The 16,301-nt window shown below is 44.4% G+C and carries 3 protein-coding genes; all 3 read left to right on the plus strand.

Annotated features, from left to right (window positions below; translation table 11 throughout):
- The first annotated feature begins 18 nt into the window (after nucleotides 1-18).
- Genes MHH54_RS03510 through MHH54_RS03520 form a run of 3 tightly spaced genes read left to right on the plus strand, consistent with a single transcriptional unit; the run spans nucleotide 19 to nucleotide 16,296 of the window.
- Nucleotides 19-9,108, plus strand: coding sequence for an amino acid adenylation domain-containing protein (locus MHH54_RS03510; protein WP_342500691.1), 9,090 nt, complete (start codon nucleotides 19-21; stop codon nucleotides 9,106-9,108).
- 20 nt (nucleotides 9,109-9,128) lie between these two features.
- Complete coding sequence (locus MHH54_RS03515; RefSeq protein WP_342500692.1) at nucleotides 9,129-11,798, plus strand: non-ribosomal peptide synthetase; 2,670 nt, start codon at nucleotides 9,129-9,131, stop codon at nucleotides 11,796-11,798.
- The gene (locus tag MHH54_RS03520; protein ID WP_342500693.1) at nucleotides 11,791-16,296 is read left to right on the plus strand and encodes a type I polyketide synthase; all 4,506 of its coding nucleotides are present in this window, start codon (nucleotides 11,791-11,793) and stop codon (nucleotides 16,294-16,296) included. Before MHH54_RS03515 ends, MHH54_RS03520 begins: the two co-directional genes overlap by 8 nt.
- Nucleotides 16,297-16,301 lie beyond the last annotated feature (5 nt).

Raw genomic sequence — 16,301 nt, forward strand, 5'->3', positions numbered from 1 at the left:
GAGAAAGGAGATGATCCCATGGCTTTACAGCCGCAGAAGCTGGATAAACAGAACATTGAAAATATGTTAGCTATCACTACGATCCAAGAAGGACTGCTGTTTCATCATTTAATGGAACCGAACGGAACAGCTTATTTTGAACAACTGCTGATCGAAATAGACGGACCAATAGATCGAGACATTTTTGAACAATCATGGACGAATGTCACCAAACAGCATGAAATGCTTAGAACATTGTTCAGATGGCAGGAACTCGCAAAACCAGTACAAATTGTGCTGAAGGAGCATCAGCCAGACATTCGATATCGTGATTTCACGCAAGCGAAGGAGCCTCTTCATGTGCTGAAAGAAGAGGTGACGGCACAGAACCGAGAAGAACGCTTTGATCTGCATGAAGTCCCATTCCGCCTGACGTTATGTGAAGTGAATGATGAAGTCAGCTGGGTTCTCATTAGCTTCCATCACATTTTATTGGACGGCTGGAGCCTAGGGATTGTATTAAGCGATTGGATGAGTGCATATGAGCGCTTATCGAATGGGGACAAACCTCTTCTGGAACAAAGACCGTCCTACCAATCCTTTGTTAAATGGCAGCAGAAAAACCTTCAACAGACAGAAGCACAAGCCGCCTATTGGAAAAATGTTTTCAACGGATGGAGTTATGCAGAACTGCTTCCGAAGTCAAGCGGCGCATATGAACCTTCAGAAGTGTTTCATCAATATGAACATCAAGTGGATACTTCCATTGCGGAGAGCTTGAGCAAATTCACAAATCAATATGACGTGACGCTGGCATCTGTGATGTATACGCTGTGGGGAGTTTTGCTATCTAAGTATGCGAACCAAGATGATATTGTCTTTGGGACAACAGTATCAGGGAGAAATGCGGATGTCCCTCATATTGAAAAGATGACTGGATTGTTCATTAACACATTACCGCTGCGGGTCTCATTCGAACAAGAGCGGCCAATTCTTGAACAGATGCAGGAAGTGAGCCGTGAGATCGCTGTAAGAAATGAATATGAACATACCCCGCTATCTGACTTAAAGAAATATGCGGGAATGACTGCAGAGCAATCATTATTTGATTCAATCGTCGTCATTGAAAACTATCCACTAGATCAAATGCTCACGAAAAACGATCAGCCAATTCGTATTCGTGGATTTGAGATGACTGAGCAGACAGAATTCGATCTCACGCTTAGTGTTCAGGCGTTTGATGATCAGCTGCACTTTTCATTGGTGTATAACCCCGTCACCTTTTCAGCTGAACAAATCGAAAAGTGGTGTCAGCATTTTCTTCATCTCCTGTCTGATGCATGTGCACATCCGCATAAATCTGCTGCTCAACTACAGCTGCTATCAGAAAAAGAGAAAGAAAAGCAGTTAGCGGTCTTCAAGCAATATGGCGGAGCAACATCTAGCAATGAGCCAACCGTGATTGACCTATTTGAAGAACAAGTAGAGCGAACGCCAGCGGCAGCCGCAGTTGAGTTTGGCGATACGACGGTTACATATGAACAACTCAATAAGAGAGTGAACCAGCTCGCACATTATTTACAAAACAAAGGGGTCAAACAGGAGCAGCGTGTCGGCATTTTAGTAGAGCATTCCATTGAAATGGTGATAGCATGCTTAGCGATCTTAAAAGCTGGCGGTGCTTACGTGCCGATTGATCCTGAATATCCGCAGGAACGAATAGAATATCTATTAGAAGACAGCGGAGTAGAATGGCTCTTAACCCATCCAATGAAAGGGCTCACCTATGCCTATCATGGAGAAAAAATTGATATCACACAGCCGGATCTATACACCGGACCATCAGACAACTTGGCAGAAGCCATCACCTCAGACCAAACAGCCTACTGCATTTATACATCAGGAACGACCGGAAGACCAAAGGGTGTACTCATTCATCATCTTGGCTTAGCCAACTATATTGATTGGGCAAAGCAAGTATATGTTCGAGGAGAAACAAGGCATTTTGCTTTGTATACTTCACTGTCCTTTGACCTGACGGTTACTTCTATTTTCACGCCGCTCATTTCAGGAAATACCATCATGATTTATCACCATGAAAACCGGCAGCTGCTTGTCGAAGACATCATAAAAGACAATCGCGTACATGTGATGAAACTGACACCATCTCATTTACAGTTTATTAAGCATTTGTCTTTCCCAGACAGCCAAATGAAATGTTTCATTTTAGGCGGAGAACAGCTGGAAACATCTTTAGCGAAATCTATTCAGCAGTCCTTCCCGCAGCCAATTGAAATTGTGAATGAATATGGACCAACTGAAACGGTCGTTGGCTGCATGATTCATCGATATGACCAGGACCTTGATCAGGACGTGTATGTACCGATTGGAAAGCCTGCACAGCATACAGATATTCTTCTGTTTGACAGACATATGAATCTCATGCCGGAAGGAGCCGTCGGTGAATTATATATTGGCGGAAAAGGTGTCGCAAAAGGCTATTTGAATCGCCCAGAACTGACCGAAGAAAGGTTTGTCGACCATCCTTTCCAGCCGGGTGAAAAAATTTATAAAACAGGTGATGCAGCCCGCATTCTCCCTAATGGGCTCATTCAATTTTTAGGTCGAAATGATGATCAAGTGAAGCTGAGAGGCTACCGGATTGAAACTGGTGAGATTGAATTTTGGTTGAATGAACAGCCAGGAATAAAAGCAGCAGCTGTTGTTGTAAAGCCAGATGTTTCTGGTACACCATGTTTGGCCGCATATGTTGTCACGACAGCCATACTTGATCAAGCGGCAATAAAACAAGCGTTGGCTGATCAGCTGCCGGATTATATGATCCCAACTCACTTTGTTCAATTGGACGATATGCCGCTGACTGCCAATGGCAAACTAGATAAACGAGCTTTACCTGCTTTGAAACAGGCGCAGCAAACGAAAAAACAGGCGGGCTCTGACCATCTTTCTGATACGGAGAAAGTCATTCAAGACATTTGGAAAAAAGTCCTCGGCTTAGATGAGGTAAGTGTCCATGACAAATTCTTTGACATTGGCGGGCATTCACTCAATTTGATCCACGTCAATCAACAGCTCGCTAAGCAATTGAATCAAAGCATTCCAATGGTCGAAATGTTCCGGCGTCCAACGATTAGAGAGCTTGCCGCATATTTAAGCGGCGATTCAGAGCAGGCAGCGGCAGGCGCGCAGCCTGTAAAACAAAAGACAAGAAAAGCCAATGAGCCGATTGCCATTATTGGAATGGCTGGTAAATTCCCAGGTGCGAAAAATGTTGAGGCATTTTGGCGAAATTTGAAGAATGGAGAAGAATCAATTTCCTTCTTTTCCGATGAAGAACTGCTTGAAGCTGGTATTGACCGCCAAACCTTCGAGCGATCCGATTATGTGAGGGCAAAGGGTGTCATTGATGGACCTGATTTATTTGATGCATCCTTCTTCGGCTATTCGCCAGGTCAGGCAGAAATGATGGATCCTCAAATACGTCTCCTGCATGAATACGCCTATAAGGCGCTGGAAGATGCGGGGTATGTACAAGAAGATTATACGGGGAAGGTCGGGTTGTTTACTGGGTCCACTTCGAACTTCCAATGGATTCAGCGTTTTGCCGCTTCCCTTGATAGCAGCATGTCAGAGCTGTTTGAAGTGGGTTCACTCAATGATACGTATACCGTCAGTACAAGAATTGCCCATAAATTGAATTTGAAAGGACCGGCGCTTACGCTGCAAACCGCTTGTTCAACTTCCTTGGTCGCCTTGCATTTGGCCTGTCAATCCATTGCAAATGGTGATTCAGATGTAGCTCTTGCGGGAGGTGTGTCGATCCTGCACCCAGTGAAATCAGGCTACGTTTATCAACAGAACATGGTGAAATCAAGCGATGGCCACTGCCGCGCCTTTGATGATCAAGCAGATGGAACTGTTGGCGGAGATGGTGTTGGTCTTGTTGCTTTAAAAGCACTTAGTGAAGCCATAGAAGATGGTGACCATATTTATGCGGTTATTAAGGGCTCTGCCATCAACAATGATGGTGATCAAAAGGTTGGTTTCAATGCTCCGAGCGTCGAAGGACAGACACGTGTCATTCAGGATGCCCTGCATCAAGCAGATGTTTCACCAGATACGATTGAATATGTGGAAACACATGGAACTGGCACATCACTTGGTGATCCGATTGAAATAGAGGCGCTCACAAAGGCTTTCGACACAGAGAAAAAACAATTTTGCCGCATTGGGTCTGTGAAAACAAATATTGGACATTTAGATGCAGCGGCAGGAGCAGCTGGCTTGATCAAAGCTGTGCTTTCGCTTCAGCATCACACGTTTGTACCTAGTCTACACTTCAAAAAAGCCAATGAAAACATTGCATTTGAACATAGCCCTTTCTTTGTCAACACTGACCTGACCGACTGGAAGCAGCCAGCTTCCCATTTGCGGCGGGCTGGGGTGAGCTCATTTGGAATGGGTGGAACGAATGCACATGTCATTTTAGAAGAAGCACCACAAAGAGATCGTCAGCAAATACCTCGTTCTGCTGAGCTGCTTGTTCTTTCAGCAAAGAGCAAAACGAGCTTGGAACGAATGAAAGACAAACTCGCAAGCCAAATAGAAAACACGCCTTCTATCAATTTGGCAGACGCAGCTTATACCCTGCAAACAGGAAGACAATCCTTTGGTTTCCGTCAGACATTTGTTGCGGCAAGCAGAGAAGATGCTTTGCGCGTATTAACAGAAAAGCAAGGCAAGGGAATTGGAAAGCTCATGCATTCGCATGTGGAAAAACAAAAGATTATTTTTATGTTTTCTGGACAAGGCAATCAATATCTCAATATGGGATTAGATTTGTACCGGGAAGAGCCTTACTTTAAGAAGCAAATGGATGCTTGTTTTCAAGCATATGAAGAAGCAACGGGGCGAAGTCTTGCCCGTATTCTGTACCCACTAGCGGCTGAAACAGAAAAGGCACGTGAACAATTGGCAAGTACTCAATATGCACAGCCAGCCATTTTTGCCATTGAATATGCCTTATCCATGCTTTTCATTGAATGGGGCATTCGCCCTGATGCAATGATCGGCTATAGCTTTGGCGAATTAACGGCAGCTGCTATATCAGGGCTATTCAGCTTAAAGGACGCAATGTCCATGGTTGCCTATCGTGCGAATGCGATGCAGTCGTCACCAGCTGGTGTCATGATGAGTGTTCCATTACCTGAGGCAGAGCTAAAACCGATGCTTCCAAACGATATTTCTCTCGCAGTTGTCAATGATTCATCATGTATCGTGTCAGGTCTAGAAGAGGCGATAAGTGAATTTGAACAAGAGCTGAAAAGCAACAGATTGATGTGTATGCGGTTAGGTGGAACCATTGCCGCCCACTCACATGTCATGAAGGAGGCAGCGGAGCAATTCGGAGAAAAATTAACGCATATTAACGCCAAGTCGCTTCGTATTCCATTCATTTCGAATCTGTCAGGAGATTGGATGACAGATACGAGTGCGAAGGATATGTCTTATTGGAAAAGGCATATGACCGATACAGTTCGCTTTGCTGAAGGCATCACAAATATTTTACAAGAGGACAATATTCAATTAATTGAGATTGGTCCAGGACAAGATTTAAGCGTGATGGTCAACCGGTCGCTGAACGGCCTGAACCAGCATGTATGTCATGTGTTAAGACATGCAAAACAAGATGTGACGGATACTGAATTTTTACTTGGTCAAATCGGACGTTTATGGACAAACGGATTATCCATTGATTGGGACAGGTTCCATCTAAACCGTCAGCCGCGGAAAATGCCGCTGCCAACGTATGCATTTGATCAAACTTCCTATTGGTATGATGCAGCAGATCGTGTGAAACAAGAAAAACCAAAGCAGTCTGGACGAAAGCAGCAAATGGATGAATGGTTCTATACCCCTCATTGGGAAGCGGATCTTTTACCTTGCGTGCCATCAGAAGATACGTCTGGCGGAGCCTTGCTTTTGTTTGCAGATCCATCTGCTTTTGGAGAGAAGATTGCGGCTGAGCTCCTGACGAAACGGAACGAGTCCGTAGTGGTTCGTAAAGGAAATGAATTTACGAAGCATGACAAAAAAAGCTATACCATTCGGTCTCATGAGCCATCTGATTATGAAAGGCTCATGTCAAATCTGGCAGATGATGAAATCAACGTGTCGAAAGTATGTCATCTATGGGGGCTTTCAGAACGACAGCTATCTCACACGGAAGAAGAATGGGTGAAGCAAACGCAGCAAGATGCTTATTACTCCTTGCTTTATATCGGCCAGGCACTGAAAAAATATGTGTTGGACCAAAAGGTATCGATTACAGTTCTTTCCTCATTGACGTATGCCGTTGGCGGTGAGCCTGTACTTTATCCTGAAAAAGCGATCCATCTAGGACCTGCGATGGTGATTTCACAGGAAACACCGAACTTACGCTACCGCATTCTTGATATTGATCGCCCAGTGGAAAATGGGGTTCAAGAAAAGAGATTGCTAAAGCAAATAAGCGATGAGCTAGATCGAGCGTATGGACAGCTTCTCACGGTCTATCGACGAAATAAGCGATATGTGAAAAAGTATGCGAATAGTTCAGTTCCTGAAACAGGACAGGCTCATTTGGCTAAAAAAGATGGTGTATACATTTTAATTGGCGGACTTGGGTTTATTGGATTGAATATCGCCCAGACTTTGGCCGAGCAAACGAAGGGAACATTGATCTTAACGAGCAGATCTGGACTCCCTGATAGAAGCAAGTGGCAAGAATGGCTGTCTGCGCATGATGAACAGGATCCAACAAAGAAAAAAATCCAAAGGGTAATGGCGCTGGAAGAGACAGGTGCAGATGTTCTCATTCAGAAAGTAGACGTTCGTCACAAGGAAGATATCCAGCAATTGTTCAACACAGTGGATGCATCATATGGGCAGATCGATGGCGTGATCTATGCAGCTGGAGTGACAGGCGACCAATCTTTCCAGGTGATGGAGCAAACAGATGTCACTTTTTCGGAGCCGCATTTTGAAGCGAAGATGAATGGTGTGCTTCATCTTGATGCTGCCTTAAGTGATCGATCCCTTGATTTCTGTTTTGTCCTGTCATCTTTGTCACCGATCTTGGGCGGACTCGGTTTTACAGCCTATACAGCTGTGAATCATTTCATCGATGCGTACGTGTATGAACGCAATCTACGTTCAGAAACACAGTGGTCTGTCATTAGCTTTGACGGCTGGGAATTTGAGCAAGGGAAGCAGCTTGATCTTCCAATCGGAGATGATGTCACCGAAACGTTAATTACAGAAAAAGAAGGAAGAATGATCTTTGAACGATTGCTTTCGCTGGATCAAGTGGAACAAATGGTTATTTCAACAACATCTTTACATGATCGTATTCACCGATATGTAGACCGTTTATCCCTTAAGGAAGAGAGCGGCGGAGAGCATGAACAAGATGGCAACCTGTATTCTCGACCAGCGCTTTCCACGAATTATGCGGCACCAGAAACGGAGCTGGAGAAGGCATTAAGTCAACATTGGCAAGCATTCTTTAAGATTGATGGAATTGGCATAGATGATCATTTCTTTGAAATGGGTGGAGATTCTCTAAAGGCGATTACCTTCATTGGTATCATTCATCGTGCATTTAGTGTAGAGCTGACGCTGCCACAATTTTTCCAAATCCCTACGATACGATTAATGGCAGCATATATCGATCAAGCAGATACTGCTGCTTATCATGCGATTGAAAAAGCCGAAGTGAAGGAGCATTATCCTCTGTCGTCTGCGCAAAAACGGTTGTATCTCATGCAGCAAATGGATGTAAACAGCACAGGATACAACGAGTTTAAAGCGGGACGAATCAAAGGGAAACTCGATATTAGCAGGTTGGAATGGGCATTTCAGCAGCTCATTAAGAGACACGAAAGTTTGCGGACAGCGTTTGTACTAGAGAATGGCGTCCCTTATCAAAAGATTGAAGAAGAGGTACCTTTTGCAGTCACATTGTTTGACCTCACTAACGGATCAACACAAGGATCTGAGGAAGAGCAAAAACAAGTGATTGAACAATTTTTGACTGCCTTTACGTTAAGTGAAGCTCCATTGATGAGAGTCGGTGTGATGAAGCTGGCAGATGAGGAATTCGTACTCATGCTGGACATGCACCACATTATCTCAGACGGTCTTTCTCAAGATATTTTGGTCAATGACTTTATGCAGTTATATGACGGCAGGACGCTCGAGCCTCTTGCTCTGCAATATAAAGATTTTTCAGAATGGCAAAATGACATGCTTGCATCAGAAGCAATGAAAGAATCGAGTGATTACTGGAAAAACCGGTTAGAAAGTGCCCCGCTACTTGATCTGCCAACAGATTTCGATCGGCCAGAAGTGAGACAATTCCGCGGCGGACATTATACGTTCCGTATAGAAGAAGCGGAGCTGAACGCGTTTAAGCAGGTGATTTTAAAGGAAGACGCCACACTGTTTATGGGCTTGTTAAGTGTATATCAGATTTTACTTCATAAATTAAGCGGACAATCAGATATCACGGTCGGGGTTCCGGTAGCAGGGAGAAAACAAGAGGAGCTGCAGCAAGTGATCGGTATTTTTGTCAATATGCTGCCACTTCGTTTATATCCTAAAGCAGAACTGACGTACCAGCAATTCCTGCAGGATGTGAAAGCACATGTCATCGATGATTTCGGACATCAAGACTATCAATATGAACAAATGGTTCAAGACCTCCAGTTAAGCCGGAGTGTCAGCCGGAATCTATTGTTTGATGCTGTGTTCGCCTTGCAAAATATGAATCAGCCAGAACTGAAGGTAGGCGGTTTAACCTTTAGTGATTATCCGTATGAGACAGGAACGTCACGCTTTGATTTACTCTGGATTGCGTATGAGCAGGAAGACGGTCTTTCTTCAACGATTGAATATAATACTGAGCTTTTCACAGAGGAAACCATCGAGCAGATTGCGGGCTTGCTGAAAGACATCATGAGGGCTGTTTCAGTAGATGCTGTAAGAATAGAGGAGATCGAACTGACTTCTTCATTCAAGCAATTAGATGACGTATCTCTTTTCGAATTAGATGACTTGAAAATATAAGTAAAGAGGTGAATGGAAGAGTGATTGAACATGATGATTTTCAACTGAAAGCAGCGGCGAAGGAAAGGGCGTTAGAAAGAGCCTACTGGACATCGATCTTATCAGGTGTCCAGCTTGATGGCCGCATTCCTCATACGGTTTCACATGCCAAGCCTGCTGCAATGAACCGATCGCTTCATTCGTCCTTCCCTGTGGCTATGAATCATTCGTTAAAGCAATTATGTGGAGATTCTGATTTGCGCCTGTTTATCGTGCTAACCACAGCAGCTTTTGGCTTGCTTCAACGTTATAGCGGAAAAACTGAGTTGATGGTGACTGTTCCTACAATGGAACAGTCTGCTAATCAATCCGCCATCAATCATATGCTGCCGCTGAAGGCAGAGATTGAGCCTCATATGAGCTTTAGCGCAGGGCTAGAGGCAGTGAAACAATCGTTTCAGGAGGCAGTGCGTCATCAAAACTATCCTGTTTATATTTTAATGGATGAGCTTTGGCATTCAGCAGGAGAAGACAAGAAGCGTGTCAATCTGGCATGTGCATTTGAGACATTGCATGGGCAAGCTGACAGAGAGCAGCTGCATGCGGATGTGCTTATTGTTTGGAAGAAAGAACAAGATCACCTTCATGCTGTAGTTCACTGGGATGCTTCCATTTATGATGACCACATGATGGAGCAGTTTTCCAATCATTTCATGGGATTCACAGAGCAATGTCTCGAAACGCCTGAGCAAACGATGAGCACACACTCATTTTTATCTGATCTAGAGAAAAGTCAGCTGTTTGATTCGTTTCAAGGGGAGTCGCTCGCTTATCCAGTGGATCGTGATATTGTGTCGTTATTTCAACAACAAGTTCAATTGCATCCAGCACGAACGGCTGTTGTGTTTGGCACCACCTCCTATACATATGAAGAGGTTGATCAATTATCTGATCGCATTGCGCTTAGACTGTCTCAAAGTCAGATAACACGTGAGGCTCCTGTTGGACTCAGAATGTATCGATCTGCTGAACTTGTCATTGCCATTCTTGGCATCTTAAAGGCTGGCTATGCTTATTTACCGATTGATGTTCATCTGCCGATTGAAAGAATTCGGTATATGCTCAAAAACAGCGGCGCTACAGCTATTGTCTCGGATGCAGAAGGACACGAAGGATTGGAGGTCGAGGTCCATGTGATTCAAGACATGCTTCAAGAACCATCAATAAAAGAGAATATGACTTGGTCTATCTCGCCTTCGGATATGGCGTATGTCCTGTATACATCAGGTACGACAGGGCATCCGAAAGGTGTCGTTATCGAACATCGTCATGTCATTAATTTGGTATATGGAATGAAAACGCGCTTTTTTGATCTGCTCCCTAATCCTTTGCAAGTAGGGATGCTGGCTTCACACATTTTTGATGCGTCTGTTCAAACATTGTTCCCGGCATTGCTCCTCGGGCATACGCTGCATATTGCCAAAGATGAAGTCCGTATGGATGGGCATGCGTTATGGTCGTTTTACCAAGAACATCACATTCAGCTGTCTGATGTGACCCCCTCTCACTTGAAGCTGATGAACAAGGCAGCAGCGCAATCGAAACAAGACCTGCCTGCTTTGAACATGTTGCTGGTGGGCGGAGAGGTGTTCACAAAAGAGCTGATGGATCAATTTTTACAGCATATATCAGGTAAAAAACCAATCATGATAAATGCGTATGGGCCGACTGAATGTACGGTTCAGTCATCATCCTTTTTGATTCCCCAAGACTGGGACGAACAAGTCATTCCTATTGGGCAGCCGATGCCGAATGAGCATATTTTCATATGTGACGCGCAAGGAGAGCCAGTTCCGATTGGCGTCTTTGGAGAGTTATATATAGCAGGCGATGGTGTAGGTCGTGGGTACATCAATCACCCTGATCTGAGCAAGGAGAAATTTATCAAAAAACCAGAGCTGAGCAGCGGGATGTTATACGGTACGGGAGATCTTGCAAGATGGCGGTTTGATGGTTTATTAGAATTTGCCAAGAGAAACGACGGTCAAGTGAAAATTAGGGGATATCGAATTGAGCTAGAGGAAATCCGTAGAGCGATTCTTGATGACCCGCATATGCAAGGACTGATTCAAGATGTCATTGTCATTCCTAAGGAAACGCAGGATCAGGATCAATACATTTGCGCATACATGATGGCAAAACAAGTGATAGATCAGCGTGCGCTTCGTCAGTCTTTAAGTGAAAGATTACCAGGTTATATGGTGCCGAGACATGTCATCCAAATAGAGCAATTTCCTTTGAATCTATCAGGGAAATTGGATATCCAAGCACTACCGAATCCAGAAGATCAGCTGTCAAACAATCAAGAGCCAGTGACCATTCAAGCACATAATGAAACAGAGCAGAAACTTGTTCGCATTTTCGCCTCTATTTTACAAGTCCCTGCTTCGCAGATTCGTATAGATGAACCGTTTTTTGACTTAGGCGGGAACTCTTTTAATATCGTTGAGCTGTCCAATAAAGTGAAAGAGGAATTTCAGCAGGAGCTGACAGTAATGGAACTGTTCCAATATACAACTGTTTCGCAAATAGCTGCTCAATTAAAAAACAAAGCATCAGGGCAAGAGAAACAGATCGAAGATGATGGAGAAAATGAAGCGGATGACTTAGAAAGTGCCGCTCAACTGTTAGGCGGGATGATAGATGAGTAAGTTCACAGGATTAGAGGTTGCAGTGGTTGGGATGGCCTGCCGTTTTCCCGGAGCAAAGAATATTCATCACTTTTGGGACAACCTTGCAAATGGAAGAGAGTCCATTACGTTCTTTTCGAAGGAAGAGCTGCTTGAGGCAGGGGTTGAGAAAGAGGCATTAGATCATGAGCAATATGTACGTGCCAAAGGAGCAGTGGATCAGCATGATCATTTTGATGCAGATTTCTTTGGTTATTCACAGCGTGAAGCAGAAGTAATGGACCCGCAAATCCGCATGTTTCATGAGGTGGCGTGGGAATCACTTGAAGATGCAGGCTATAACCCTGAAACCTATCAGGAACCAATTGGTTTATTTGGAGCCGCTTCTGCTAATTTATATTGGCAAGCTGCTTCCATGCTGATGAGAACGAATCACTCATCTGAACAATTTGCGGCTGTTCAGTTAACAGATAAAGATTTCATGAACACAAAAGTATCCTACAAATTGAATTTGAAGGGGCCGAGCGTAGCTGTTGATACAGCTTGTTCTTCCTCTTTGACTGCCATTCATATGGCGGCGCGCGCCCTAATTACCGGGGAATGTAAAATGGCTCTCGCAGGCGGCGTCACCATTACGACCCCTCACAAAAAAGGATACATGTATCAAGAGGGGATGATCATGTCGCCGGATGGGCACTGCCGGGCTTTTGATGAACAGGCAGAAGGCACTGTTGGTGGTGAGGGCTGTGGTGTTGTTGTGCTCAAATCTTTAAAGCAGGCACTAAAAGATAAGGACCATATCTATGGCGTGATTAAAGGTTCAGCCTATAACAATGACGGCGGGCGGAAGGTTGGCTATACAGCACCAAGTATAGAAGGACAAAGCGAAGTGATTAAAAAGGCACTTAACATCAGTCGTGTAGAAGCTGAGAGTATTTCTTATATTGAAGCACATGGCACAGGTACAACTCTTGGGGATCCGGTTGAAATTGAGTCACTAAAGAAAGCCTTTCAAACGGATAAAAAACAGTTTTGTGCGATTGGGTCTGTGAAAACCAATATTGGTCATCTTGACTCAGCCGCAGGGATTGCAGGTTTTATCAAGACAACGCTTAGTCTGTACCATCAGACGCTGCCGCCTAGCCTTCATTATAAAAAACCGAATCCGAAAATTGATTTTGAATCAAGTCCATTTTATGTCAATACAACACCCGTACCATGGATGAAAACAGGGCAGCCGCTGCGTGCTGGAGTTAGTTCGTTTGGAGTCGGTGGAACGAATGTACACCTGATCATGGAAGAGGCACCCGCCGCCGACAAACCGTCAGTAGAAAGAGATCATGAACTAATGGTGATTTCTGCAAGATCGAAGCAGGCGGTTCAAAAATCGGCTGAACAAATGACATCTTATTTAAAAGAACAAAAGCGTGTCACACTATCCGAGGCTGCCTTTACACTGCAAGAGGGACGAAAGCATTTTCCTTATCGACAAGCTTTTCTTGCAGGGCCTGACCGCACATTCCAGTCAGCTGGACAGCCGCAAAAGGCCTTTCAACAGCCGGCAGTTGTCTGGATGTTTTCTGGACAAGGTGCTCAGTATGTGAATATGGGCAAGGATTTATATGAGAAAGATCCTGAATTTAAACAAACGCTTCAGAAATGTTTTGCCATCATTTTATCTTTATCAGGTGTTGAGATCGAGAACGTGTTATATCCAACAACCGAAGAAGAGTTCATAAAAGCAGAACAACTCATGCAGCAAACATCATATACACAAATCATCTTGTTTAGTTTTGAGTATGCGCTCGCATCGAAGCTGATGGGACTAGGCATACGTCCGCATTATTTCATTGGTCATAGTATTGGAGAAATAACAGCTGCCTGCGTGGCCGGTATCATACACCTTGAAGATGCAATCCGTATCGTTTTAAAAAGAGGCAGTTTGATGCAAAAAATGCCTCGGGGTGAAATGGCCGGAGTGTCACTCTCTGCCGAAGAGATTGAACATGATCTTCCTGAGGGTGTCGAGCTTTCTGCGGTGAATAGCTCACAATTATCTGTTGTTTCCGGTCCTCCAGAACGGTTACAGATCTATCTCGAACAAGCTGAAAAAAGAGGAGCTTCTGTCCAAACATTGAAAACCTCTCACGCCTTTCATACGAGTATGATGGCTGAAGCGTCCGTACAGTTTAAGAACGCTCTCTCAGAGATCACCTATCAGCAGGGCGAGGTTCCGATCCTTTCGAATGTGACAGGAAGCTGGTTAACAAATGAGCAAGCCTCATCGCCTGATTACTGGGCATCTCATATCAGGCAGCCTGTTTTATTTAGTCAAGGATTAGAGACGTTACTTGGACTTGGTGAAGTGGTTTTCATTGAAGTGGGACCAGGTCATACGTTGACTCAATTTGTGAGACGACATGATGACTATGATGTGAACAAAGCAGCGGCTGTTTCATTGGTGAGACATCCAAAAGAACAAGCTGCTGATGATGAATATATGAAAAAGGCTATAGGGAAGCTGTGGAGTTTTGGAGTGGAACCGAACTGGAGCGCTGTCAGAAAAGAAAAGACCCCATATCGAGTGTCACTGCCAACATATCCATTTGAGCATCAAATATTCCCCTCTCCGCAGTTTAAAGCGGATCAGCTGATGAGCAATTTAGCACCATCAGAAATGGGGGAGACACTCTCCGCTGATTTTCAAGACTGGTTTTACATTCCGGTATGGGAGCGCTCTGCACCTGTACTAAAAGAGCATCATCATCAAGGGAAGCGTATCTTGGTTTTTGAGAAAAATGGTCATATTGCCGCTTATTTGAAAGAGCGGCATGCAGAGGTTGTCAGCGTCTGTCAAAGTGATCATACGATCAAAGAAAATGACCAGGTGATGAAGGCTGACGTTCATATGCTGTCACACTTAGAGTGGGTGATGGCTGAACTGCAGCAATCTGGATTTATACCGGAAGAGATCATCTGGATGCATGATGAACTAACAGAAGATACAGGTGATCAGCCGAACTACTTATCTGTACTTGATCTCGTCAGGCTGATCAGTCAGCATCATAACACAACCATCCGTCTTCACCTTGTGACAAACCAAGCGCATGATGTTATCGGGATGGAGAAGGTCAATCCTATTCAAGCAACATGTACTGGATTAGCTCTGACCATTCCTCAAGAATATCAGCATATTGCGTGTCAGCACATTGATTTATGTCAGGAAACAAAGGCGGACTGGCCGCTATTTCTTTCATATGAGGTTGCAATGCACGATCAAGAGGCAGTCGTGGCGTATCGGGGGAACAGTAGGTGGGTTCGAAAAGCTTCAAGTACACCTTTAAGCAAAGAGGAATCGTCCACACAGCCTATCAGGACTCATGGTGTTTACCTCCTGACCGGCGGTATGGGAGGCATTGGTTTCACACTAGCTCAACATTTAGCAGAAACGTATCAAGCAAAACTTGTGTTCCTCAGCCGATCACAAATACGTGAACGCTCTGCATGGCATGAGCTGCGTGATGCGGATGGGAAAGAAGCTGAAACCGTGAAAAAACTGATGACTCTTGAAGAGTTAGGAGCTGATGTACAAACTGTACACGGTGATGTGTCAGATAAAGACGCTGTGCAGAAAGCGGTCGAGCTGGCTCATACATCATTTGGTGATTTACATGGTGTCATCCATGCGGCAGGAGAGGCAGATGGGAAGATCATCCAAGCAAGAACAGCAGACGATGAAATTCGCATGTGTCAGGCAAAAATCAACGGGACCTATGTGCTGGATGAAGCACTCAAGGATGAAACGCTCGACTTCTTTTTACTTTGTTCATCCCTAGTGTCCTTTCTTGGAGCGGCTGGACAAGTGGCTTATGCCGCTTCCAATGCTTTTATGGACAGCTTTGCTCATGAGAAGAGGCAGGAAGGAAAGCCAGTGATTTCTTTAAACTGGGATCGATGGGAAAAAGTCGGTATGGCACACAACTCAGCATTAGCGGCCAAAGTCAATGACATGATGACGCTCGAGGAGCAGGCGGGAATTTCACCAGATGAAGGAATCAAGGCCTTTCAGGAAGTGCTGCGTCTAGATTATCCGCAAATTCTTGTTTCTGTTCGAGACATGGGTGAGAGAATAAAACACCGCTTAACTCTTATGCAGCAGGAAGAAGAGCCGTCTCAACAAATATCGCAGGTCATAGATGATCGTCTAGAAGGATCATTGAGTGATGTACTCAGCTCCTTTTTTCCTCATGAACCGGATGTAAATGAGAACTTCTTTGAAATGGGTGCGACATCCCTTGATTTACTGCAGATGAGCGGTCATATTAAATCAATTTATGGTATAGAGGTTCCAGTGGTCATGATGTATAGTCATCCAACGATTGCGTCATTGGCTGCAGAACTGAAGAAGATACATGGAGTGAAGGAAGAAAAGCAAGCTGTCAATGAGTCATCTAATCTCCGCAAACAGGCGATGGCAGATGGGAAGAACCGCCGTAAACAGAGATTAAAACGAAAATAGATGGG

The sequence above is a fragment of the Bacillus sp. FSL K6-4563 genome (assembly GCF_038630405.1).
GTDB classification, from domain to species: Bacteria; Bacillota; Bacilli; order Bacillales; family Bacillaceae; genus Bacillus; species Bacillus pumilus.

What these genes read in the sequence shown, in the direction of transcription:
- MHH54_RS03520 (WP_342500693.1), top strand. Translation starts at nt 11,791, where the DNA reads ATGAGTAAGTTCACAGGATTAGAGGTTGCAGTGGTTGGGATGGCCTGC.
- MHH54_RS03510 (WP_342500691.1), top strand. Translation starts at nt 19, where the DNA reads ATGGCTTTACAGCCGCAGAAGCTGGATAAACAGAACATTGAAAATATG.